Annotated in this window: 22 protein-coding genes; 10 read left to right on the top strand and 12 right to left on the bottom strand. The window is 71.9% G+C overall.

Features of this window, described 5'->3' with window-relative positions; genetic code table 11:
• Nucleotides 1–130: 130 nt before the first annotated feature.
• Entirely contained in the window at nt 131–3,169 is a 3,039-nt protein-coding gene (locus CLV67_RS52860; protein ID WP_146169416.1) for a serine/threonine-protein kinase, read from the top strand.
• Here CLV67_RS52860 and CLV67_RS35785 read toward each other — a convergent pair.
• Entirely contained in the window at nt 3,148–3,492 is a 345-nt protein-coding gene (locus tag CLV67_RS35785) for a transcriptional regulator (protein ID WP_106326521.1), read from the bottom strand. The two genes, CLV67_RS52860 and CLV67_RS35785, sit on opposite strands and share 22 nt — an antisense overlap.
• The gene (locus CLV67_RS35790; protein ID WP_106326523.1) at nt 3,489–4,043 is read right to left on the bottom strand and encodes a hypothetical protein; all 555 of its coding nucleotides are present in this window, start codon (nt 4,041–4,043) and stop codon (nt 3,489–3,491) included. The genes CLV67_RS35785 and CLV67_RS35790 overlap by 4 nt, the downstream gene beginning before the upstream one ends.
• A 70-nt stretch (nt 4,044–4,113) precedes the next feature.
• On the opposite strand from CLV67_RS35790, the gene CLV67_RS35795 reads away from it, so the two are divergent.
• The 3 genes from CLV67_RS35795 to CLV67_RS35805 all read left to right on the top strand — a co-directional run bounded on the left by CLV67_RS35795 (nt 4,114) and on the right by CLV67_RS35805 (nt 6,667).
• Nucleotides 4,114–4,512: a hypothetical protein gene (locus CLV67_RS35795; RefSeq protein ID WP_106326525.1), complete on the top strand. Its 399-nt coding sequence runs from the start codon at nt 4,114–4,116 to the stop codon at nt 4,510–4,512.
• 9 nt (nt 4,513–4,521) lie between these two features.
• A complete protein-coding gene (locus tag CLV67_RS35800) occupies nt 4,522–5,634 on the top strand; it encodes a MalY/PatB family protein (protein WP_106326527.1) in 1,113 nt (370 codons plus the stop codon).
• Between the two features lie 85 nt (nt 5,635–5,719).
• Complete coding sequence (locus tag CLV67_RS35805) at nt 5,720–6,667, top strand: Hsp70 family protein (protein ID WP_146169417.1); 948 nt, start codon at nt 5,720–5,722, stop codon at nt 6,665–6,667.
• A 21-nt stretch (nt 6,668–6,688) separates the two neighbouring features.
• On the opposite strand, the gene purU is transcribed toward CLV67_RS35805, so the two are convergent.
• Nucleotides 6,689–7,594, bottom strand: coding sequence for a formyltetrahydrofolate deformylase (purU, locus tag CLV67_RS35810; protein ID WP_106326531.1), 906 nt, complete (start codon nt 7,592–7,594; stop codon nt 6,689–6,691).
• Between the two features lie 222 nt (nt 7,595–7,816).
• On the bottom strand, nt 7,817–8,128 hold the full coding sequence (locus CLV67_RS35815) for a MazG-like family protein (RefSeq protein WP_106326533.1): 312 nt from the start codon (nt 8,126–8,128) through the stop codon (nt 7,817–7,819).
• Nucleotides 8,129–8,158: 30 nt separating this feature from the next.
• Between CLV67_RS35815 and CLV67_RS35820 the strand changes: the two genes are divergently transcribed.
• Nucleotides 8,159–8,818, top strand: coding sequence for a pentapeptide repeat-containing protein (locus CLV67_RS35820; protein WP_106326535.1), 660 nt, complete (start codon nt 8,159–8,161; stop codon nt 8,816–8,818).
• Nucleotides 8,819–10,230: 1,412 nt separating this feature from the next.
• On the opposite strand, the gene CLV67_RS35825 is transcribed toward CLV67_RS35820, so the two are convergent.
• A complete protein-coding gene (locus tag CLV67_RS35825; RefSeq protein ID WP_106326537.1) occupies nt 10,231–10,872 on the bottom strand; it encodes a response regulator in 642 nt (213 codons plus the stop codon).
• Nucleotides 10,869–11,993: a sensor histidine kinase gene (locus tag CLV67_RS35830; protein ID WP_106326539.1), complete on the bottom strand. Its 1,125-nt coding sequence runs from the start codon at nt 11,991–11,993 to the stop codon at nt 10,869–10,871. Before CLV67_RS35830 ends, CLV67_RS35825 begins: the two co-directional genes overlap by 4 nt.
• Before the next feature lie 118 nt (nt 11,994–12,111).
• Here CLV67_RS35830 and CLV67_RS35835 point away from each other — a divergent pair, with 118 nt between their 5' ends.
• From CLV67_RS35835 to CLV67_RS35845, 3 genes are all read left to right on the top strand, one after another.
• On the top strand, nt 12,112–12,807 hold the full coding sequence (locus CLV67_RS35835) for a GAP family protein (RefSeq protein ID WP_106326541.1): 696 nt from the start codon (nt 12,112–12,114) through the stop codon (nt 12,805–12,807).
• Between the two features lie 69 nt (nt 12,808–12,876).
• Nucleotides 12,877–13,470 (top strand): DUF4332 domain-containing protein, encoded by a 594-nt coding sequence (locus CLV67_RS35840; RefSeq protein WP_146169418.1) that lies wholly within the window; start codon nt 12,877–12,879, stop codon nt 13,468–13,470.
• Entirely contained in the window at nt 13,467–14,174 is a 708-nt protein-coding gene (locus CLV67_RS35845) for an OmpA family protein (protein ID WP_106326545.1), read from the top strand. The genes CLV67_RS35840 and CLV67_RS35845 overlap by 4 nt, the downstream gene beginning before the upstream one ends.
• Nucleotides 14,175–14,182: 8 nt before the next feature.
• On the opposite strand, the gene CLV67_RS35850 is transcribed toward CLV67_RS35845, so the two are convergent.
• Nucleotides 14,183–16,102 carry a GMC family oxidoreductase N-terminal domain-containing protein gene (locus CLV67_RS35850; protein ID WP_106326667.1) on the bottom strand — a complete coding sequence of 640 codons (1,920 nt, stop codon included), beginning with the start codon at nt 16,100–16,102 and terminating at the stop codon, nt 14,183–14,185.
• 115 nt (nt 16,103–16,217) lie between these two features.
• Here CLV67_RS35850 and CLV67_RS35855 point away from each other — a divergent pair, with 115 nt between their 5' ends.
• Both CLV67_RS35855 and CLV67_RS35860 read left to right on the top strand, forming a co-directional pair.
• A complete protein-coding gene (locus CLV67_RS35855; RefSeq protein WP_106326547.1) occupies nt 16,218–16,979 on the top strand; it encodes an enoyl-CoA hydratase/isomerase family protein in 762 nt (253 codons plus the stop codon).
• Nucleotides 16,980–17,072: 93 nt separating this feature from the next.
• The gene (locus CLV67_RS35860) at nt 17,073–17,633 is read left to right on the top strand and encodes a hypothetical protein (protein ID WP_106326549.1); all 561 of its coding nucleotides are present in this window, start codon (nt 17,073–17,075) and stop codon (nt 17,631–17,633) included.
• A 1-nt stretch (nt 17,634) separates the two neighbouring features.
• Here the strand turns inward: CLV67_RS35860 and CLV67_RS35865 are convergent, their stop codons facing one another.
• The 5 genes from CLV67_RS35865 to CLV67_RS35885 all read right to left on the bottom strand — a co-directional run bounded on the left by CLV67_RS35865 (nt 17,635) and on the right by CLV67_RS35885 (nt 22,096).
• Nucleotides 17,635–18,687, bottom strand: coding sequence for an ABC transporter ATP-binding protein (locus CLV67_RS35865; protein WP_203737152.1), 1,053 nt, complete (start codon nt 18,685–18,687; stop codon nt 17,635–17,637).
• Nucleotides 18,669–19,457: an ABC transporter permease gene (locus tag CLV67_RS35870; protein WP_106326551.1), complete on the bottom strand. Its 789-nt coding sequence runs from the start codon at nt 19,455–19,457 to the stop codon at nt 18,669–18,671. Before CLV67_RS35870 ends, CLV67_RS35865 begins: the two co-directional genes overlap by 19 nt.
• A 5-nt stretch (nt 19,458–19,462) precedes the next feature.
• Nucleotides 19,463–20,230, bottom strand: a complete 768-nt coding sequence (modA, locus tag CLV67_RS35875) for a molybdate ABC transporter substrate-binding protein (RefSeq protein WP_203737151.1) — start codon at nt 20,228–20,230, stop codon at nt 19,463–19,465.
• On the bottom strand, nt 20,227–20,646 hold the full coding sequence (locus CLV67_RS35880) for a TOBE domain-containing protein (protein WP_106326555.1): 420 nt from the start codon (nt 20,644–20,646) through the stop codon (nt 20,227–20,229). The genes modA and CLV67_RS35880 overlap by 4 nt, the downstream gene beginning before the upstream one ends.
• 100 nt (nt 20,647–20,746) lie before the next feature.
• Complete coding sequence (locus tag CLV67_RS35885) at nt 20,747–22,096, bottom strand: FAD/NAD(P)-binding protein (RefSeq protein ID WP_106326557.1); 1,350 nt, start codon at nt 22,094–22,096, stop codon at nt 20,747–20,749.
• Between the last annotated feature and the right edge of the window lie 197 nt (nt 22,097–22,293).

Below are 22,293 nucleotides of genomic sequence, written 5' to 3' on the forward strand. Positions count from 1 at the left end.
ACTTCGCGTTCCGTGGCACCCGTGCGGGTGATCGGGACGGCCGGGCGACGGCGTTGACGGGAGTACCGCGTCGTGTCGAGACTCTTCCCATGGGGCACGAAGCGGGCCACACCGGGACGGGGATCTGAGCGTGCCCGTCTCCCCGCTGCTGCCCGGCGACCCGGACCGGCTGGGTGCGCATGTGATCACCGGCCGGCTCGGCTCCGGCGGGATGGGCACCGTCTATCTCGGGCTCTCACCGGACGGGCAGCGGGTGGCGGTCAAGGTGGTGCGGCCGGAGCAGGCCGCCGATCCGAAGTTCCTGGCCCGGTTCCGCAGCGAGGTGCGCCGGGCCCGTCAGGTGCCGCCGTTCTGCACGGCCGCCGTGCTGCACGACGATCTGGAGCACATCCCGCCGTACCTGGTCGTCGAGTATGTGGACGGCCCGAGCCTGGCCGAGGTGGTCCGCGACGACGGTCCTCTCACCCCGACGGAGGCGTACGCCATAGCGGTCGGCGTGGCCACGGCGCTGGTCGCCATCCACGGGGCGGGTGTCGTGCACCGCGACCTGAAACCGGCGAACGTGCTGCTCGCCGTCGGACTGCCCAAGGTGATCGACTTCGGGATCGCCCGCGGTGTCGACCTGAGCGCCGAGCTGACCGGACCGGACCAGGTCGTCGGCACGATCGGCTACCTCGCGCCGGAATGCCTGGACACAGCGGCCCGCGACCGGGTGGGGCCCGCCGCGGACGTGTTCGCGTGGGGTGTGCTGGTCGGGTTCGCGGCCACCGGCCGGACCCCGTTCGACGGCGGTTCGCCGCTGGCCACGATCGGCCGGATCCTGACCCAGCCGCCGGACCTGGCCGGGATTCCGGAGCCGCTGCGGCCTCTGGCCGCGGCCGCCCTGGAGAAGGACCCGGCCCGTCGCCCGTCGGCGAACCAGCTGCTGGACGGCCTGCTGTCAGCGGGGCGGCCGGACGTTCCGGGCCCGGACATGACGCCCGAGCTGCGGCGGGCGGCGCTCGCGGCGCGGGCCGGGAACCGTCCGGCTCGCCGCTGGATCGGCCGTGTGGTGGCCGCCGCGCTGGTGGCCGGCCTGCTGACGGCGTCCGGGATGGCGCTGGCCCGATCCACGGAGCGGGTGGAACGGCAGGACCGGGCCCTGGTCCAGCGTGATCTGCTGGACCGGTCGGGGCGGGCCCTGGAGACCGATCCCGGCCTGGCGCTGCGGCTGGCGGTGAGCGCCGAGTCGATCAGCCCGTCGGATCGCGGCCGGGCCGCGATCGACGCCGCCCTGGCCACCGGGTACGACGGCGAGCTGAGCCCGGACGAGGCGGTGTACACGACCGAGTTCCGCGGCGACGGGCGGATGGTGGCGGCCGCCGGCGCCGGTGACGTCGGCCTGTGGTCGGTGGAGGGCAGCCGGTTCACGCGGGTGGGCGCGCTGGCGACGGCCGGCGGTGAGACCACCGATCTGTCGTTCAGCCCGGACGGCCGGACCGTGGCGACGGCCGGGGCACGGTTGCAGCTGTGGGACACGGCCGGGGCGTATCCGCTGGCCGAGCTGAGCGGGCAGGCGTGGGACGCGGTGCAGTTCAGCGGGGACGGCGAACGGCTGCTGACCGTCGCGGACCGGCTGGAGCTGTGGGACGTACAGGACCGGAAGCAGCCGAGGTCGGTGTGGAGCACCCCGGCGGGCACGGCGACACGCGGCGGCGCCCGGCTCAGCCCGGACGGCACGCTGCTCGCCGGGGTCGCCGAGGGAGAGCTGCTGACGATCTGGGCGGCCCGGGGTACGCCGCGCCGGCTCTCGGTCGTCACCGACGCCGACGCGGTGATCAACCTGGCGTTCAGCCCGGACGGCAAGCGTCTGGCGGCGGCCACGGTCAGCGACGGGGTGCGGCTGTACGACCTGGGCGATCCGGCGAAGCCACGGCTGCTGTCGACGTTCGCGGCCGACGACGGGACGGTCACGGCGCTGGCGTTCGACCGGACCGGGAGCCTGCTGGCGGTCGGCAGCGAGCAGCGGACCGTGGGCCTGTGGAGCGTCGCCGAGGCGGCCAGGCCACAGGCGCTGCGGACCCTGCGCCGCGACGGCGGATGGATCTCGTCGGTGGACTTCACGCCGGACGGGAACCGGCTGCTCACCGCGGGCTGGCAGGGCGCCTTCCGGTCGGCGGCGCTGTGGCGGGTCGCCCCGTTCGCGCCGGTGCGGCGGACCCGGCTCGACGCTGACGCTGACCCGATCCGGCTGGTCGGGATCTCCGGATCGGACGTGCTGGTGGTGACGGCGCTGGGCGGCGAACGGGTGGAGTTCTGGGATCTCCGGGATCCGGACCGGCCGGTGCGGGGTCGCGCCGGCTTCCGGGCGTCGGGTGCGTCCCGGGTCCGGCCGGGGGCGGCTCTGCTCTACGCCAACGGTGCGGTCTACGACCTGTCCGGCGCCGAGCCGCGACGCCTGCTGGAGGGTGTCGTCGACGCCGACCCGGATCGTGGGCTGGCCGCGGTCCTGCGTGACGGGGAGCGGGTGCAGATCCATCGGGTGTCCCCCGGCGGGAATCCTCAGATGCTCGCCGAGATCCCCGCCGCCTACGTCGCCTCGGTCACTTTCGACCAGGTCACCGGCCATCTGGTGATCGCCGACGACAACGGTGGCGCGGAGTCGGCGCTGACCGTCTGGGATCTGTCCGACCCGGCCGCGCCGTCGCGTGTCGCGGCGCTCGCGGCGCAGGGTGGGGTGCGGGCGCTGGAGGCGCGCGGCGGTTCGGTGGTCACCGTGGATCGCGAGGTCGTGACGTGGAACGGCCGCGACGGGAGTGCCAGGGTGGTGCGTTCGGCGCCGCGGCCGGGCGGCCGGATCGCCGGGATCGGCGCCGTCACGCTGTCCGCCGACCGTACGCTCCTGGCCGTCACCGGTCGTGCCGGCACCGAGTTGTGGAGCCTGCCCGCCGGCGCCGACCCGCTGCTGGTGGCGGTGCTGCCGGGTGAGCCGACGTCGGCCGCTTTCAGCCCGCGCGGACCGCTGCTGGCCGTCGCCGATCCGGGTGGCACCACGGTCTGGGACACCAGCGCCGTGCAGATGACGTTGCGTGACCCACTCGCCGAGGCGTGCCTGCGGCAGGGCGGCCTCACCGGTGCGGAGTGGCCGGCCCACGTCACGACGCTGCCTTACGAGCCGGCCTGTTCCTGACCGTCGCGACTGTCCCGGAACCGCTGGAGCAGCGCGGCGAGCACCCGCATCTCGGCGGCGAGCGCCTCCCGCCCGAGCGGGGTGATCGTCGCCCATGTGCGGGGGCGACGGCCCTCGTGCCCCTTCTGAATCTCGACGAGGCCCTCCCCCGCGAGCGCTTCGAGGTGCCGGCCGAGGTTGCCGTCGGTCAGTCCGAGAACCTTCTTGAGGTACGGGAAGTCGGCCCGGCCGGCCTCGTCGAGCACGGTCAGCAGCGCGAGCCGGGTCTTCTGGTGCACCCGGTCGTCGAGATCCAGGGCCGGATGCCGGTCCGCCTCGCTCAATCGATTCTCCGCTCGTGGTTGCGCTCGGCCAGCCCGGCAAGGACCAGGGCCACCCCGCCCGCACCCATGTAGATCGGCTGGTAGTGGCCGCTGAGCAGCAACAGGTCGGCGAACCAGTTGACGATCATCATGCCGCCGATGACGCCGGACCAGCACGCGAGCCGCCGGTTGCGCTGCCACAGCGCCAGGATCGTCAGCACGCTGGCCGGCCACAACAGCATCCGCAGGAACGGCAGGAACCAGAGAAGGTTGCCGGCGACGAGCACGGTGACCAGCATGGCGGCGGCCCGCCGATAGGTGAACCGGCCCTCGCCGATCCCGCTGCGACGCGACCGGACCCGTTCGATCGGCCAGAGCAGGAGCAGCGCGGTCAGGCTGCACAGGGGCCAGTGCAGCGGCATCGGCACGAAGTAGTACCCGACCAGGCCGTCGTAGACGGCGAAGACCAGAGTGGTCAGCCCGAACACCAGCATCGGGATGGATCCGGCCCGCCGGGCGGCACGCACCCGCATCCGTAGCTGATCGAGCTCGGCTCCGTCATAGGCGACCATCGCACTCCCCTCTCCACTGCAGAGAACTCTGGCATGCAGAGTTCGTAGCCGCAAGCATTAAGGTCGACCGATGAGAATCTTGCCGCGGTCGCTCGCGGGCTGGACGATCGCCGTCTTCGGCGTCATGGCGGTGCTCTTCGGAGTCATCGGGCTGATCTCGCCGCAGACCGTGGCCACCGGCGCCGGATTCGGGACGCTGAGCGACGACGGCCGGGTCTTCGCCACCGCCTCGTCGATGGCGTCGCTGAACATGGGCGTCTACTACCTGGTCGCCACGGCCACCGAGTGGCGGCCGTTCTTCCGGTTCACGGTCCCGTTCCGGCTGCTCACCTTCACGGTCTTCACCACGCTCGTGCTGACCGACGTGGCGCCGGGCGAGTTCCTGAGCGTCGCGTTGTGGGAGGCCGCGGGCGCGATCGCCACCGGGGCCGGGCTTTATGTCGATGCCCGGCGGAAGGATCCGGCATAGCCTGCGTTCATGCTGGACGAACTCGATCTGACCGACTTATCAGGACGATCCGGCCTCAAGTGGGTCAAGGCAACGGCAGTCGGCGCGATCCCGGCCTGGGTCGCCGACATGGACTTCCCGATCCCGGATCCGGTACGCGAGACCCTCCGATCGGCGGCCGGCGGCGACCTCGGCTACCCGGCCTGGGACGACGATCCGCGCGACAATCCGCTGATCGACGTGTACGTCGAACGCACCGCCCGCCGTCACGGCCACCGCCCCGACCCGGCCGGCATCCGGCTGTTCACCGAGGTCATCCAGGCACTCCAAGCGGTCCTGCACGTGACGACCGCGCCGGGCGACGCGGTGGCCATGCACACGCCGTCCTACCCGCCGTTCCTGGAGACGATCGAGCGGATGGGCCGCCGGCTCGTCCCGCTCCCCCTGACCGACCGCGGCGAGGGTCACGTCTTCGACCCGTCGCCCCTGGCGGGCTGCGCGGCGCTGATCCTGGTCAATCCGCAGAACCCGACCGGCCGCGTCTTCACCGAGCGGGAATTGTCCGGGATCGCCACCCTGGCCCGCGAGCACGACGTGCTGGTCATCGCCGACGAGATCCACTCGGACCTGGTGCACGATCCGCACCGGCACCTGCCGTTCGCCCCGCTGGCGCCGGAGCGCACGGTCACGCTGAACTCGGCGAGCAAGGCGTTCAACCTCGCCGGGCTGCGCTGTGCGGTCGCCGACGTGGCGGTGCCGCGGGTCCGCGAGGCCCTGGACCGGCTGCCGCCCATGCTGCTGGGCCAGCCCGGCACGCTCGGGGTGCTCGGCACGGTGGCCGCCTGGGAGCACGGGGACCCCTGGCTGACCGAGGTGCGCGGCCTGCTCGACCGCAACCGGCGGCTGGTCGCCGAGGCCTTCCCGCGCCAGCGCCCGCCGGAGGCGACCTATCTGGCCTGGCTCGACCTGCACGAGCTCGGGGACGACCCGGCGGCGCGTGTCCTCACCGAGGCGAAGGTGATGCTCAGCCCGGGGCCGGACTTCGGGCCGGGTGGCGCCGGTTTCGCCCGGCTGAACTTCGCGACGTCGCGGCCGGTCCTGGAGGAGGTCCTGCGCCGCCTGGAGACGATCCGATCAGAATAACCCCACGTTGCTGATCTATCACTATGCGTGGAAAATTCCGGACAAGAAGTGCCGGAAGATTCGTCCATTTGAGACACTGCCGGACATGCCTACGACGGATCTTGTGGTCGTCGACATAGCCGCCTGGTGGATCACCGCGGTGTACGAGTCAGGAGGTTCCGTACAGGCAGCGCTCTTCGACGGACGGGCCCGGGCACCCAGCGGGGTCTTCCAGGACGACGGCGTCTACACGGCCGGGACCGCGGCCCTCACCGCGGGCCTGGCCCAGCCCGAGTCGTACCGGCCCGATCCGATGACCCTGCTGCGGCACGGCGGCCCACCGGCCGCGGTCGCCGCCGTCCTCTCCCACGTCGCCGACCGGACCGGGCGCCCGGCCGCCCTCACGGTCGTCACCGCCCAGCACTGGGACCGGCCGGCCCGCGACCGGCTCGAACAGGCCGCCGACGGCGCCGGGCTCCCCCGCCCCCGCATCGTCTCCACAGCCGTCGCCGCGGCCGACCGCTCCGGCGGCCGCCTGACCCTGGTCTGCGTGGCCGGTGCCGCCTGGCCGGAGCTGACCCTCGTCGACGGCGGCCGGCACGTGGCCTCCGCCGTGGTCCGCGCGCCCGGCGCACCCACGGTCGACGAGGCCCTGCTGCGGGTGGCCGCGGCCCGCGGAGGCGCGGAGGCCGACCCGGACGACTGGCGGCTGGCCCGCGAGATCGAACGCGCCCGCGCCCGCCTCGGTGTCCAGCCGCGCGCCGCGATGCTGCTGCCGGAACCGCATCAGGCGGTCGTGCTGACCCGCGACGATCTGGCGGCGGCCAAGGCCGTGCACCTGGACCGGCTGGCCGACACGGCGAAGACGCTGCTCGCGGATGCCGGGGCGGACCGGGTCGACGCGGTCGTCCAGGTGGGGACGGACGCGCAGGTGGCGGCGGCCCTGACCGACATCGGCCGCCCGCCCGCGGTCACCGTTCGCCATCCGCACGACCTGCTGAGCGGCCTGGCCCGCGCGCTGCCGCCCACCCGCCGCCATTGGTGGCGCCGCTGACGCCCGACCCGGCCGCCGGGGTTACTGGAAGACGATGGTGTGGTTGCCGTGGCGGATCACGCGATCCTCGGCGTGCCACAGGACGGCACGGGACAGGACCGCGCGCTCCACGTCGGCGCCCCGGCGGCGGAGCTCGGCGACGGTGTGCGCGTGATTCACCCGTACGACGTCCTGCTCGATGATCGGACCCTCGTCGAGGTCCTCGGTCACGTAGTGGGCGGTCGCCCCGACCAGCTTCACGCCCCGGTGCTGGGCCTTCGCGTAGGGGTCGGCGCCGATGAACGCCGGAAGGAAGCTGTGGTGGATGTTGATGATCGGCACGCCGACCTCGGCGATGAAGTCACCGGAGAGGATCTGCATGTAGCGGGCGAGCACGATGAAGTCGACGTTCCCGGTCAGCAGCCGCAGATGCTGCGCCTCGGCGGCCGACTTGTCCGGGCCCTGTGACGGCACGTGGAAGAACGGGATGCCGAACGAGCGGACCTCGTCGGCGGTGTGCGCGTGGTTCGAGATGACCATGCTGATGTTGATCGGCAGCTCACCCCGGCGGTTACGCCACAGCAGGTCGAGCAGGCAGTGGTCGGCCTTGGACGCGAAGATCGCCACGCGCTTGGGGACCGACAGGTCCCGCAGGGTGTACTCCAGGTCGAACCCGTTGGCGAGCTCGGCGCGCAGGTCGGCCTCGATCGCCGGCAGCGCCGCCTTGAGATCGGCGCGCCCGAACACCGTGCGCTGGAAGAACGCGCCACCCTGCGGGTTGTCCGAGTACTGGTCGAGCGACACGATGTTCGCCCCGTGCCGGCCCAGGACACTGCTCAGGGTCGCGACGATCCCGGTCCGGTCCCGGCCGTGCACGATGAGCACGGCCTGGTCTCCAGGGCTCGGCTGCGTCTCGTGCGGCGCGGGGGCGTGCTGGGTCAGGGTCACGACGGGGCGTCCTTCCAAGATCGGCTAAAGGCCGGCGAAGTCAGAAATCTAACCCGATCCTGCCGATCTCCCGCCCTTCGGCTCACCCACCGAGAAAAGCATCACCCCAATAATCCGGTACGGCCTACGCCGTCCCGCCGAATCGGGACCGTCCCGGGGCTCCGCCCGCGACGAGGCGGACCGTCCCGGCCGCCGAGGCGCCTCACGGGCTGAGGCGGTCCCTCACGCGGGCAGGTAGCCGGAAGCCTTCGTGACCACGTCCTGGACCGCCTGGCGGGGGTCGGCGCCGAGACTCGCGATGGCGACCAGGGCCGTGAAGACCACGTCGGCCAGCTCGCCCACCACGTCGTCGGTGGTGTGGGTGACACCCTTGCGCGGGTTCTGGCCGAGCACCCCGATCCAGGCCTGGGCCGCCTCGCCCGCCTCCTCGGTGATCTTCATGATCCGGCAGGTCAGCTCGAGCGGGTCGGCGCCGTTGTGCGCGTCGAGGTGCTCGCGCCAGCGGTGTGCGGCGGCCCAGATCTCGTCGTCCATGCTCTGTCCTGTCTCGCGTATGGTGTCCGCGTGTCACGGTTCGGGGTGTCAGCGTCGGGGCCTCGGCCGCCCATCGTGCCCGAGGAGCTTCCGGAGGTTCCGTTCGACCTCGAGTCGGAGGATCTGCACGAGAAGGTACTGTTCGCCGACTCGGATCTGTCCGGGGTGTTCGCCCAGTCGGTGGAGTTCGCTCAGGTCAGGTTCCGATCGGCGCGGCTGGCCGGTGCAAGCCTGCCGAAACTGCGGCTGACCGACTGCGTGGTCGAGCGCTCGGACTGGTCGAACCTGCGCGCCGAGAACGCCACGATGGAACGCGTCACGGTCGCCGGCTGCCGGATGACCGGGCTGGCGTGGAACGGCGGCCTGTTACGGGACGTGACGTTCAGCGACGGCAAGCTGGACCTGACGAACTGGCGGATGGCCCGGTTCGACGCCGTGGCGGTCACCGGCTGCAACCTGTCCGGCGCCGACTTCTCGAACGCGGACCTGCGCGGCGCCCGATTCGTCGACTGCGATCTGACCGGCGCCCAGTTCAGCGGCGCGACCATGCAGGGCGCCCGCTTCGAGCACTGCGAACTGGCCGGCGTCGGCGGCATCACGAGCTGGACCGGAGCGATCGTGCACCCGGACGATCTGATCGGCCTCTCGTACGTGCTGGCCGGCGCCCTCGGCATCGTCGTCCGCAGCTAGAGAGCTTTTACAGTCGGGGTTCGCGGCCCGTCAGCCGCATTCGTTTGAGCCGTCGGTGGCGTTCGGTCGGCTGTTGGCCGGGCGTTACCGTCGTGGCTCCGAGGTCGCGGGGTCGGTTACCGCCGCGGCCCGGTGCTGGACGATCAACTAGGGCCGTTTTCGGAGCCGGGCTCCGGGATATCGCTGCCTCCGGACCGGTAAAGGGTTCGCCGCCCACGGCTGGGCGATCAGGCGGTCTGGGGAAGGGTTCGCCGCCCACGGCTGGGTGATCAACCGTCTGGGGAAGGGTTCGCCGCCCACGGCTGGGCGATCAGGCGGTCTGGGGAAGGGTTCGCCGCCCACGGCTGGGTGATCAACCGTCTGGGGAAGGGTTCGCCGCCCACGGCTGGGCGATCAGGCGGTCTGGGGAAGGGTTCGCCGCCCACGGCTGGGTGATCAACCGTCTGGGGAAGGGTTCGCCGCCCACGGCTGGGCGATCAGACGGCCCGGGACAGGACTGTCCCCACCAAGCCCAACCAGACCCTGGCCGCGAAAGGTGTCTAGATCTAGAACACCTCTCGCAGTCAGGGTCCAGCCCGCCAGCCCCAGCGCCGGGCTCGGGTGGCTGTGGAGCGTCCGGCGGTGGCTGGCGAACCCTTCCCAGCGCCTTTTGATCGCCCGGCCGTGACCGGCGAACCCTTCCCGCCGCCGGAGGCAGCCATATCCCGCAGCCCGACCCGAAAATGGCGGTAGCGGACCGCGAGCCGTAACTCACACCGATATCACCGAGCCGGCCGCAGACCGAGCACCACCGACGACTCAGCCAGACAGCCGTCCCGGGAACCCGCCAGCCGTATCCGAAACCCCCGATGCGGCCCGCCGGTTCACACCCCGACTACGAAAATGCCCTTCGCGGTCAGGGTGCGAGCCGCCGGCCGTATCTCAGCCGTGGATTCCAGCTGCCAGAGGGTGGCAGCGGATTCCCTGGGTGATTGAAGAGCGCCGCGTGATGCGGTGCCTGAGAGGGCGGTGTTGTGGCGGGACCGGTGCTGCGGCGGTGAGGTCACACGTAGCTGCTGCGCGCGACCCTGACGTCGCGGTGGCGACGGCGAGCGTCCACGGTTTCACTGTGTGGGACCGGACCGTCGTTGCCGACGACGTCGGGAGCACACACGAGGCCCGAGTGTGTGCTCCGCAGTTTGCGAGCGGGTGGCGGCGGCACGCGGAACCGTCCGTCGCGGTCGCTGGACGACCCGCGGTGGTGCGGGGCCCGCAGGCGACGGTGGGTGGCGGAGCGGGGCGATCTGAGCGCGTCCCCGTCGGGCCCGGCACGGCCGTCCGTGCCCGGTGACCGGCGAAGTGCCGGTGCGCCCAGTACGGCTCGCGGGCCAGGACCTTCAATAGCCCAGCTAACGCCGCGGAGGAACCCCGGGTCAGAGCAGGCCGGCCTCACGGGCCAGGATCGCCGCCTGCACCCGCGAACTGCACCCGAGTTTCGCCAGCACCCGCGACACGTGGGTCTTCGCGGTCGCCTCGGTGATCGTCAGCTCGGCCGCGAGCCCCGCGTTGGACAGGCCACGCCCGAGACCCGCCAGAACGTCCAGCTCGCGGGCGGTCAACTCGCCGAGCGACGGCGGCGCCGGCCGGGACGGCAACGGCGTCGCCACGAACGCCGTGAGCAGACGCCGCGTCACCTCCGGCGCGAGGAACCCGTCCCCGGCCGCGACCCGCCGGACCGCGTCGACCAGCGCCGACGGCTCCACCGACTTCAGCAGGAATCCGGCCGCACCGGCGCGCAGCGCGCCGAACAGGTACTCGTCGAGGTCGAATGTGGTCAGGATCAGCACGTCGGCGAGCCCCGCGGCCGTGATCTCGCGGGTGGCCTGGATGCCGTCGGTGCCGGGCATCCGGATGTCCATCAGCACCACGTCAGGCCGCAGCGCGGCGGCCTGCCGGACAGCGATCGCGCCGTCAGCGGCCTCCCCCACCACCTCGACGTCGTCGGCCTGTTCCAGCATGAGCCGCATCCCGGCCCGGATCGCCGAGTGGTCGTCGGCGACCAGCACCCGGATCATGCGGCGCTCGCCGGGAGGCTCGCGTGGACCGTCCAGCGGTCACCGTCGCGGGCGGCGGTCAGTTCCCCGCCGAGCAGGGCGGCCCGCTCCCGGATCGACCACAGCCCGGTGCCCGCGCTCAGCGCCCGATGGTCGAGATCCGCCCTGGTCAGGGTGTTGCTGACGGTGACCGCGATCCGGTCGCCCTCCGGCTGCACGTCGAGGCTGACCTCGGAGCCGGGTGCGTGCTTGCCGGCGTTCGTCAACGCTTCCCGCACGATCCCGTAGACGGTGTGCGCCACCACGACCGGGATCCCGGAGACGTCCCCGGCGCGTACGTCGACGCGCAGCCCGCCCGCGGTCGCGGCGGCCACCAGGTCGGGGAGCCGGTCGAGGCCGCCGGGCAGTACGGCGTCCTTGCGCCCGGTGTCGTCGCGAAGCAGCAGGATCATCGAGCGCATCTCCTCCAGAGCGGCCAGGCTGCTCGTGCGCACGGCCTTCAGCGCGGCCCGGTCGCGGGCCTCGTCGGGCGGCATCGCGAGCGCGGCGCCGGAGTGCATGGCCGTGGTGGCCAGGTGCGCGGCGATGACGTCGTGCAGGTCACGGGCCATGGAAGTACGTTCCGCGGCGACCGCCTCGCGGGCGGTGCGTTCGGCGTCGAGGGACACGAGCTGGTGCTGCTGGCGCAGGTTGGCGGCCCACCACAGCGGCACGAACAGCAGTGCCGTCAGCTGCAGCCAGACGAACACGGCGATCCGGATCTCACCGGCGGCCAGACCGCCGACCACGCCGGCCGTTCCGATCGCCACGAAGACCACGCTGGTCACGATGTTGCGGGCCCGTGCCGAGGCGTACCGGCCGACCGAGAACAGCAGGTCGAACAGCACCAGGACGAACGCGATGCTGCCGCCGAGCGCCATGTCGGCGGAGAAGGCGACGAGGCCGGCGCCGAGCGCGATCATCGGACGGCGCTGCCGGCCCAGCATGATGAGGCACCCGGCGGCCAGCGGCAGCGTGTGCCACCAGTCGGACAGGCCGGGCAGCAGTTCCGGGATGTCCCACACGTCGGTGAGGCCGACCCCGTTGAGCACCAGGCCGATGCCGAGGTTGGCGGCGGGAGTGGCCAGGTTCCGCACGTTCACGCCGCCATCCCATCATGTCGGCGATCACCGTGGCGTCCGCCTAAAGTTGTAGGCCGCGGCCGGACGCACATCGTTGGTTCGACGCGCGCGGGGGCGGGTCTCGTCCACCGTGAGGGGTATGGATGCCGCCCTCGTAGCCTCACTGGCCGTTCTCGCGCTGATCGACTCCACCAGTTTCGGAACCCTGCTGATCCCGATCTGGCTGCTGCTCCATCCGGGCCCGGTGCGTTCCGCTCGCATTCTGATCTTTCTCGGTACGGTCGCCGCGTTCTACTTCGCGCTGGGCCTGGTCGTGTCGCTCGGTGCCGGCGCGTTCCTCCCGCAGATCTCGGCGTTCCTGGACACCCGCCCGGTGCAGTGGGCGCAGCTGGTTCTCGGTGTGGCGCTGTTCTTCTACAGCTTCGTGATGGGGCGGAACCGGAAGAAGGGCGAGCGGACCGGCATGCAGCGGTGGCGGGAGCGGGCTCTGAACGACGAGGGCGGGGCGCTGCCACTGGCCGGGCTGGCACTGACGGCCGCCGCGGTGGAGGTGGGCACGATGTTGCCGTACATCGCCGCGATCGGCCTGATCACGACGGCGCAGCTGCCCGTCGCCACGGTCGCCGTGACACTGGCGGGTTACTGCCTGCTGATGATCGTGCCGGCGCTGGCGCTGCTGACCGTCCGGCTGGCCGCCGGGAAGCGGATCGAACCGGTGCTGGCCCGGATCAGCGAGTGGATGACCAACAGCGAGACGCTGGCCTGGATCGTCGGCATCGTCGGATTCCTGCTGGCCCGGGACGCGGCCGTGAAACTGGCCTTCCTGAACCCGTGAAATTGTAGCCGCGCACTCACGCAATGGCGTCGTCAGTCCCTTTGGTAAAGGGGCGAGCGACGCTATACCATGATCATGTCGTGGCGGTCCGCAACGCGGGAAACCGCTGTCTTCCACGCGTTTCCGGAGGTCAGCGTGGCCTGGTTCGTCGGCCAGTCCCTCGTCGTCATCGCGCTCGCATTCCTTCTCGGTGTGATTGCGGGACGCCTTTCCGTGAAACCTCGGGAAAATGTCGCCCCAACGACGCCCCCTGTCCACGAAGATGTGGAGCGCATCGAGGGAATCAGTACGGAACTGGCGAATGCACTGCGTGCTGCCGGTATTCGGACCTTCGCCGATCTGGCGGAATGCGACGACGACACGAAACGGGCCGCGATCAGTGCCGCAGGACTCCGTTCCGCGCCGAATCTCAGCACCTGGAGCCGTCAGGCACGCCTGCTCGCCGATGGCGACGAGGCCGCGTTCACCGCGCTGACCGCCCGCCTGGCCGCCGCCCGTGAGACAGCCACCGCCCGCCAGACAGCCGCAGCCCGTCAGACGGCCGCCGCCTCACCACGAGGCCGCCGCCCGAGCCCGCGGCCCCGCCCGCCGGCGCCGGAGGAAGAGCCGCCCCCGGACCAGCCGCCCTCGGAGCACGCGACGTCGGAGCGTGCGACCCGATGAGCCGCCGCATCGCCCTCGGCCTCACCGTGCTGTTCGCACTGGCCGCCGTCATCGCGGGCCAGCTCGGCCCCAACCGGCAGCGGATCGAGGCCGATCTGACCCGTCGTGCCACAGCGGCTCTGGTCGCGGCCGGTCAGCCGGACACGCGCGTCACCTTCATCGGCCGGGACGGCCTGGTCGTGACGTCCGCGCCGCTGTCGGCCCGCGCCCACGACGTGGTCGCGGCGGTCGACGGCGTCCGCGCGGTACGGACCCGCGTGGTAGTCACGCAGACCATCCCCGACCGGACGCAGCCGAGCGTGCGGCGCGTGACCGAGCGCGTCAGGGCTGCCCTGGCCGCCGGTGTCGCCGACACCCGGCTGCGGCGGGAGCTCGCCGCCGTACCCCCGCTGGTGTTCGAAACCGGCGAAGCCGGACTGACCGCCGAGTCCCGAGCCGCACTGCAAAGGACGGCGGCCCTGCTCGGACAGCACCCGCACGCCCGGATCCGCGTCGAGGGCCACACCGACTCCCGCGGCGGAAGTCAGACGAACCTGGCCCTGAGCCGCGTTCGCGCCGACGCGGTCCGCGCTGCCTTGGAGGAGCTGGGCGTGCCCACCGACCGGATGACGGTGACCGGCTACGGCGAGGCCCGCCCGAGGGTCCCGAACGACACCCCGGCACACCGAGCCGAGAACCGCCGCGTAGAACTGACCGCCCTCTGATCCAGCTGTCAGGAGGTGGCGATGTGGGAGGCGGTCCGGGAGGCCAGGGCCATGATGGTGATCATCGGGTTGGTCCCGGACGGGGTCGGGAACGCCGACGCGTCACCGATCCACACGCCGGGCGTGTCGTGCAGCTCGCCACGAGGGTCGGCGACACTGGTCGCCGGGTCGGTACCCATCCGGCAGCTGCCCATCTGGTGCGCCGAGAAGAGCGTCGCGCCCCCGGCCGAGAGCGGCAACCGCCGCGCCGCCGCGATGTAGGCGTCCAGGTCCTCGCCCTGCCTCCAGGCGCCGAAACCGGCCGCGAACACCTGGATGGCCCGCGCCCCGCCCGCGTGGTGCAGCCGGATCTGCGCCTCGAGGGCCCGCTGCGAGTTGCGGACGTCCAGTTCGTCGGTGAGGTCGTACCAGGCCACGGTGTTCCCGGCCGGGTCGAGCGTGACCGAGCCGTGCCCACGGTCGCGGATCAGGCCGATGTACGAGCCGTAGCCGCGATACTTCGACATCGCCTCCTTGTGCTCGGCGGGCGAGGTGAACGGCACCGACGACGCGCCGAGCCCGGGGGCGTACTGCACGCTCTCCATCAGGAACCCGTGCCCGTCCTCGACGTCCGCGAACTCGTTGACCAGCCCGGCCTGCGGCGGCCCCCACCACGCGCGCATGTCGTCGCCGTAGTCACCCATGGTGACGGTGCACGGGTGCAGCCGCAGATACTTCCCGGCCGCCGGCCCGCCGATCCCGGAGCGCAGCAGCACGCCGGGTGACTCGAGGGCGCCGGCAGCCACGACGACGGACGGGGCGCGGACCGTCACGGTGGCGCTGTCGGTGCCGTCCTCGCTGGTCCAGTGCCCGACGGCACCGGCGGCGCGTCCGCCGGACACCAGGATCCGGTCCACCCGGCAGCCGTCGACGATCCGGGCTCCGTGCTCCTCGGCCGCGGGCTCCAGGTAGACCTTGAGGGTCGACTGTTTCGCCCCGGAGCGGTCGCCGAAACCGAGGTAGCCGGCGGCCGCGGCGTCGTGGCGTTTCTCGTCCCAGTTGCGGAAGATCGTGGCGAACGACCAGCCCAGTTTCTCGGCGCCGCGCTGCATGGCCTCGTGGACTCCGTTGAACTCCGAGCACCGGCCGGTCACCGAGAGCTCCCGCCAGACGGCGTCGAGGTGGTGGTCGAACGACGGGGTCGCGAGGTCGGTGAGACCGTGCTCGGCGGCCCACTCCCGCCGTACCCCATCCCTGGTCTTGAGGCAGTTGGTCCAGTTGATCACGGTGCCTCCGCCGAGCCCGGCGCCGGCCACCAGGTTGATGTTCATGTCGCCCGTCGGCGTCGGGCCGCCACGCCAGTAGGACGCCTGGTAGGCGGGGAGTTCGAGCTGGTGGAAGTCTTCCTCGGTGCGGTACCGGCCGGCCTCCAGGACCACCACCCGGGCGCCTCCGGCGGCGAGCCGCCCGGCGATCAGACCGCCTCCGGCACCGGATCCGATCACCACGACGTCGGCGTCCAGCTCCAGGTCTCCGGCCGGTTTCAAAGTCGCGATGGTACGGCCACGCGCGGCCGCCGAACCGATCGGTCCGGGATAGCCGAGCCGGGTCCAGTTGGGGTTCCGGCCGTCCGCACCGGGCATCCCGTAGACCATCAGCAGAATCATGCTGACCAGCGGCCCGGTCTCGGGAATGGCCCGGAGCAGCTGCTCGCGGGCCGCCTGCGGCGCGGTCCGGAAGCCGTTGGCGTCGAGAGCGTCGAAAAGTGCGCCGAAACCCTGCTGATGCTCGGCGGGCATGGCCGCGATGAGAGCGAGGACGCCCTGGTCGGCACCGGTGTCGGTGGCGCGGCGGGCCCAGAATCCGTCGCTGTCGCCGGGGTGTTCGATCGAGGGGACCACGGTGTCGCAGAGCAGGCGAAGGACGTCGATCTGAGTCGGAGTGAGCATGATGCGGGCCTCCTGCTTCGGTGGAGAAGTGCCCACAATGTAAATCCAGATTCACATCGGGAACAGGCCTCTTCCTGCCGATCATGCTGTTCTCCGAGCGTGCGACGATGAGCCGGTGGATCTATCGGTCTCGGTTTCCGACGGTGTGGCCCGCCTCGAGCTGCGGCGTCCGCCCGCCAATCATTTCGACGAGGCGCTGATCGGGCAGGTCGTCGACGCGGCGCTCACCCTCGACGACGACCCGGCCTGCCGGGTGATCGTGCTGGCGTCGGAGGGCAGGCACTTCTGCGCCGGCGCGGATTTCGGCGGCGGCGACTTCGCGCGCGATCACGTGGCCGCGGCGGAGCGGCTCTACCGGCGGGCGGCGCAACTGTTCGACGTGCGTACGCCGATCGTGGCGGCCGTGCAGGGCACCGCGGTCGGCGGTGGACTCGGCCTGGCGTGCGCGGCCGACTTCCGGGTGGCCGAGCCGTCGACGCGGTTCGTGGCGAACTTCGCCCGGCTCGGCTTCCATCAGGGGTTCGGCACGAGCGTCACGCTGCCGGAGATCGTCGGGCGGCAGGCCGCCGCCGACATGCTGCTGACCGGCCGGCGGATCGACGGCGCGGAGGCGATGCGGATCGGTCTGGCCGACCGGCTGGCCGAGCCGGGCCGGCTGCATGAGACGGCGCGGGCACTGGCGGCGGAGATCGCGGCGTCGGCGCCGCTGGCGGTCCGGTCGATCCGGGCGACGCTGCGGGCGGGGCTGGCCGACCGGGTGCGGGCCGCCCTGGACCACGAACTCGCCGAGCAGAAGATCCACTGGGCGACGCGGGACAGCGCCGAGGGCATCGCCGCGAGCCTGGAGCGCCGTCCACCGGTCTTCCACGGAGAATGAGCTGTTAAGAAGACCGCAACTTCTGCAAGGACTTGCAAAGAGCTTGATCCATATTAGGCTGTCGGGGTCACATCGCCCCTTTTCAGGAGAGCTATGCGTTCGCGCTCTGTCAGCAAGTTCTTTCTCGCCTTGCTCGTGGGCCTCGCCGGCGTTCTGGCGGTCGGCGGACCGGCCTCCGCGTCGCCGCCCCCGCCCACCGATCTCGGCGGGCTCGACCTGGGCGCCTACTGCCGGTCGATCGGCTACACGGACGCCACCCTCACCGGGTCCACCGCCTACGACTGGCACTGCGTCAGCGGCGACCGTGAGGGCGACCTCTCGTTCGACGCGGCCTGCAAGTCGGCGTATGCCTCCGAGCACGCCGTCGACCGCATCGCCGACTTCCACGACCCGGCGTCGGTGCGGTGCTGGCTGGTCCAGCCGGACGTCGTCACGCCCCGCTTCGCCGAGTACTGCACCGGCAAGGGCTACAGCGACGCCGCGCTGCTCGGCACCACGGTGTACGACTGGCACTGCGTCCAGTACAGCCGGGCCGGCCCGACCTACTACGACATCGACGTGGCGGCGGCCTGCACCGAGCTGACGCACGGCTACGCCAAGCTGAACCGCTTCGTGAACTTCTACGACGCGTCCACCTGGCAGTGCCGGGTCTGATTCAGGCCCGATAGGCGCGGGTCTCGGCGGCCTTCACGGCCACCCAGAGTTCGCGGCCGGGTTCCAGATGCAGTTGGGCGGCGGCGGCCGGCGTGATGTCGGCCGCCACGCTTATCGGCCCGTCGAGCCGTACCCGCAGATTGTCTCCATGCCGTTGAACGTCGGCCAGCACCGCCGCCCAGGTGTTGCGTGGACTGCCCTCCGGCCGGTGCGGATGCAGCGCCACCGCCGACGGCGGGAAGGCGACGAAGGCATCCCCCTCCACGGTGTCGGTACTGGTCAGCGCGAGCCCGTCGGCAATCGCGACGGAGTGCCCGTCCCCCCGCCCGCGATAGAGGTTGAGCCCGACCAGCCGGGCCACGTAGTCGGTGCGCGGCCGCGCCGTGATCGTCGCCGCGTCGCCCTCCTGCACCACCCGGCCCTCCTCCACGATCACGAGCCGGTCGGCGAGCACCAGCGCGTCGAGCGGATCGTGGGTGACCAGCAGCGTCGCCCCCGGGTGGGCGGCCAGGTGCCGCCGCAGCTCACCACGGGTCTCCAGCCGGGTCCGTGCGTCGAGGGCCGCGAGCGGCTCGTCGAGCAGCAGCAGCACCGGATCGACGGCCAGCGCCCGCGCCAGGGCGACCCGCTGCGCCTGCCCGCCGGAGAGGTTGCGCGGTTTACGGCGGCCGTGCTCGGCGAGCCCGACGCGTTCCAGCCAGCGATCGGCGACCGCATGCGCCGACCGGCGATCCATGCCGTGCCGCCGGGGCCCGAAGGCCACGTTGTCCCGGGCGCTGAGGTGCGGGAACAGCAGATAGTCCTGGAACACGACACCGATCGGCCGTTCCTCCGGCGGCAGCTCGCTGATGTCCCGGCCGTCCAGGACGAGGTGCCCGTCCTGAAGCGGTGCGAGACCGGCGAGGGCCCGCAGCGCCGTCGTCTTCCCGGCACCGTTCGGCCCGAGCAGCGCGACCGTCTCCCCCGGCTCGATCCGCAGGCCGATGTCGAGCCGGAACTCGCCGCGCCGCACCACCAGGCGCGCGTCGAGGAGCGTCACGGGGCTGTCAGCCATCGGTCGCGGAGCCCGGCCAGGATCGCGACCGACACGACCAGCAGGATCAGGCTCAGCACGACGGCTCCCTCCAGGTCACCGCTCTCCATGGTCTGGTAGACGGCGAGCGGCATCGTCTGCGTGACGCCCGGATAGTTTCCCGCGAACGTGATCGTCGCCCCGAACTCCCCCAGCGCCCGTGCCCAGCACAGCACCGCGCCCGCCGCGATCCCCGGCGCGACCAGCGGCAACGTCACATGCGTGAACGTCGTCCAGCGTTTCGAGCCGAGCGTGGCGGCCGCCTCCTCGTACCGGCTGTCGGCCCCGCGCAGCGCCCCCTCGACCGCGATCACCAGGAACGGCAGCGCCACGAACGACTCGGCGATCACCACTGCGGCCGTCGTGAACGGCAGCGTGATCCCGAACGTCGCGTCGAGCCACTGCCCGACCAGCCCACGCCTGCCCAGCGCCAGCAGCAGCGCGATGCCGCCCACGACCGGCGGCAGCACGAGCGGCACGGTGATCAGCGCCCGGACGAGCCGCCGCCCGGGGAACGTCACCCGCGCCAGCAGCCACGCCAGCGGCACGCCGAGCACCAGGCAGAGCACGGTCGCCAGCGTCGAGGTGAGCAGCGACAACCGCAGCGCGGTCACCACTCCCGGATCACCGAGCCGGTCGAACAGGGTCGCCCACGGCGTGCGCGCGAGCAACCCCACGAGCGGCAGGATCAAGAAGACCAAACCCAGGACCGCAGGCACCAACAGGGGTACGGGTACGCGCGCCGACTTCATGATCCTCAGGGTGCCTGGAATCCGGCGCCGGTGAGAACCGTGGCAGCCTCCGAGGAGAGCACGTAGTCGACGAACGCCCGCGCACCGGCCGGGTTCTTCGCGGTCTTCAGCACCACGATCGGATAGTCGTTGATCGCCTTCGCCGACTCGGGGAACTCGACCGCGTCGACATCGGCCGCCGACGCCTTCGCGTCGGTCCGGTAGACCAGGGCCGCGTCGACCTCACCGAGCTTCACCTTCGACAGCGCCGCCTTCACATCCTGTTCCAGCGTGACCGGGGTGACCTTCACACCGGACGCCTCGATCGCCGTCCTGGCCGCGGCCCCGCACGGAACCGCCTCGGCACACAGCGCCACCTTGAGGTCCGGCCTCGTCAGGCCGGCGAGCCCGGCGACGCCTTTCGGGTTGCCCTTGGCCACCACGATGACCAGCTGGTTCTTCACGAACGTGGCCGGTGTGCCGGCGTCGGTCACCGCCTGCATGTTCTTCGGTGACGCCGCCGCGAACACGTCAGCGGGCGCGCCCTCGTTGATCTGTGTGGCCAGCGCCGAACTGCCGGCGAAGTTGAACGTGACCGTGGTGCCCGGGTGCGCCACCTCGAACCGCCTGCCGATCGTCGTGAACGACTCGGTCAGCGAGGCCGCCGCGAAGACGGTGATCGTCCCCGTGACGGCACTGCCGGACGCCATCGGTTCACCGGCCTTCCCGCCGCCGCATCCAGCGAGGGCCATCCCGGCCGTGAGCCCGGCGGCCACGGCGAAACGCATCCTCAACCGATCCTCCCCTTGTGAGACACGGGGCTGGATCGCTCCACGACCACCGTCGTCGACTTGATCACTGCCACGGCGACCGACCCGACCTGGAGATCGAGTTCGTCGACGGCTTCCCGGCTCATCAGCGACACCACCCGGAACGGTCCGCACTGGATGTCCACCTGAGCCATGACGGTGTCCTTGACGACCGCCGTGACGATGCCGCGCAGCCGGTTGCGCGCCGACGACTCGTCGGACCGCTCGTCGGGGTCGTTGCCCTTGGCCCGCACGAACGCGGCGAGCTCGACCCCGTCGATCATCCGGTGGCCGCCCTCGTCACGATCCGCCGGCAATCGCCCCGCGTCGATCCAGCGACGGACGGTGTCCGCACTGACGCCGAGCAGCTCCGCCGCCTCACCGATCCGAAACACCGTCACGGCAGCACTCTAACCCGCGGCACGTGCGAGCACTAATCTCTTTCAATGCCCGCATGTGCGAGCACGGCATGCGGTGGTGCGCAGCAGTTGCGGCAGGGGGTCAGCGCGCGGGCTGCAGGGCGGGGTGCGGGAGGGCGGCGGCGACCCGGTCGGCCTGAGCGCGGATCTCCGGGACGGCCGTGGCCTCCCACAGACGGCCCCGGCGCAGCGGCCCGACCACCCACAGGCCGGGGCGGGCCTGACCGTTCTCGTCGGTGTCGATGCCGAGGTTGTGCGGGCCGGTGCGGACCAGGCCGTCGGTGAGCAGGCCCGCCAGCAGCGGACCGGCCGAGCACGGCAGCGGCCCGGGCCCGGTGCAGGTGATCACGGCGCCGTAGCGACGCGGCGCGGCGCCCTCGACGACGACGGTGAGGCCGCCGTCCGGGTGCGGTTCGATCGAGACGAGACGGCCGGCGCGGAGGCGGAGCAACCCCTGATCACGCAGGGAGGCGAAGCGGGCGGCCGCGGGTGGTGCCATCCGGTGGCGGTGGACCTCCCAGTATCGCTGGGCGTGCCGCAGGAACCGTTCGCGCGCGGCCGGATCGAGGGTGTTCCACAGGTGGTCGGCGCGGGTGCGCACGTGGTCGACCACGGCGGTCCAGTCGGCGCCGGCCTCGACGGCGGCACGAACCCGGCGCACCAGCGGCGCGAGGGCCGCGCCGGCCGGAAGATCAAGGGCGACGGGGGCGGCGGGCAGCGCCGGATGGGCCAGCGGCGGGAGGCCACGGCGGGAAAGAGCCTCGACGGGTACGCGACGCGAGCCCCGCGTCAGCGTCAGTGCGACGTCGACGGCGGTTAGGCCGGTGCCGAGCAGCAGCACCGGCTGGTCGACGGGTACCGCGTCGAGGGCTCCGGGCGCCCACGGGTCGGCGACGAACGCCACGTCCCGGCGGGCGGCCTCGCTCACCCCGGACGGCACGCACGGCGGCGGGTTGCCGAGTGCCAGGACCACGTGCTCGGCGAGCGTCTCGGTACCCGAGTCGTCGGTGACGAGATAGCCGCGCGTGCCCGCGCGTACCCCGATGGCGGTGGCCCGATGATGCGCCGACCGGGACCGATCCGCATGGGTGAACTGGTCGGCGAGATATTCACCGAAGACGGACCGGGGCAGGAAATCGGTCGGCTCGGCGGCCCGGCCACGGGCGCGGCACCAGCGGAGCAGGTGCTCGGGGTCGCGGGCGTCGGCGCTCATCGCGGCGGCGCGGGAGTTGAGCAGGTGCCAGGGCTCGGCAGCACCGTAGGCGACTCCCCGGCCGGGCCGGCTCTCCGGCGAGATCAGGACTGTCCGCCATGCGGAATCCCGCGCGATCGCGCGGGCGGTGAGCACTCCGCTCGCTCCGCCACCGATGATCGCGACAGTGCCGGGATCAGCGTCCAGACCCGGGGCGCTGCGGGTGACGGTGCTGGTCATCGCGGTGCCGCCGCGATCGATGGCCGCTCGGTACAGTGGTCCGGCATCGCGCCCTCCGGGGGTGTGAGACTGCCCCCAGCAAACCACAAACCCCACAGGTTTTGTAGGTGATGCTCGGCGTGTCACGGAGAGTTCACCGGCGCCCCGAGATGCGTATCCGCATTTGATTTTGTCGGACGTTAATACATAAGTCTTTC

The sequence above is a fragment of the Actinoplanes italicus genome, assembly GCF_003001815.1.
Lineage (GTDB): Bacteria > Actinomycetota > Actinomycetes > Mycobacteriales > Micromonosporaceae > Actinoplanes > Actinoplanes italicus.

Excerpts from the sequence above, each read along its gene's own strand:
- CLV67_RS35790 (WP_106326523.1), bottom strand. The coding sequence starts at position 4,043 with ATGGTCGCCTATGACGGAGCCGAGCTCGATCAGCTACGGATGCGGGTG.
- CLV67_RS35795 (WP_106326525.1), top strand. The coding sequence starts at position 4,114 with ATGAGAATCTTGCCGCGGTCGCTCGCGGGCTGGACGATCGCCGTCTTC.
- CLV67_RS35800 (WP_106326527.1), top strand. The coding sequence starts at position 4,522 with ATGCTGGACGAACTCGATCTGACCGACTTATCAGGACGATCCGGCCTC.
- CLV67_RS35805 (WP_146169417.1), top strand. The coding sequence starts at position 5,720 with ATGCCTACGACGGATCTTGTGGTCGTCGACATAGCCGCCTGGTGGATC.
- CLV67_RS35815 (WP_106326533.1), bottom strand. The coding sequence starts at position 8,128 with ATGGACGACGAGATCTGGGCCGCCGCACACCGCTGGCGCGAGCACCTC.
- CLV67_RS35825 (WP_106326537.1), bottom strand. The coding sequence starts at position 10,872 with ATGATCCGGGTGCTGGTCGCCGACGACCACTCGGCGATCCGGGCCGGG.
- CLV67_RS35835 (WP_106326541.1), top strand. The coding sequence starts at position 12,112 with ATGGATGCCGCCCTCGTAGCCTCACTGGCCGTTCTCGCGCTGATCGAC.
- CLV67_RS35840 (WP_146169418.1), top strand. The coding sequence starts at position 12,877 with ATGATCATGTCGTGGCGGTCCGCAACGCGGGAAACCGCTGTCTTCCAC.
- CLV67_RS35845 (WP_106326545.1), top strand. The coding sequence starts at position 13,467 with ATGAGCCGCCGCATCGCCCTCGGCCTCACCGTGCTGTTCGCACTGGCC.
- CLV67_RS35850 (WP_106326667.1), bottom strand. The coding sequence starts at position 16,102 with ATGCTCACTCCGACTCAGATCGACGTCCTTCGCCTGCTCTGCGACACC.
- CLV67_RS35860 (WP_106326549.1), top strand. The coding sequence starts at position 17,073 with ATGCGTTCGCGCTCTGTCAGCAAGTTCTTTCTCGCCTTGCTCGTGGGC.
- CLV67_RS35865 (WP_203737152.1), bottom strand. The coding sequence starts at position 18,687 with ATGGCTGACAGCCCCGTGACGCTCCTCGACGCGCGCCTGGTGGTGCGG.
- CLV67_RS35870 (WP_106326551.1), bottom strand. The coding sequence starts at position 19,457 with ATGAAGTCGGCGCGCGTACCCGTACCCCTGTTGGTGCCTGCGGTCCTG.
- CLV67_RS35885 (WP_106326557.1), bottom strand. The coding sequence starts at position 22,096 with ATGACCAGCACCGTCACCCGCAGCGCCCCGGGTCTGGACGCTGATCCC.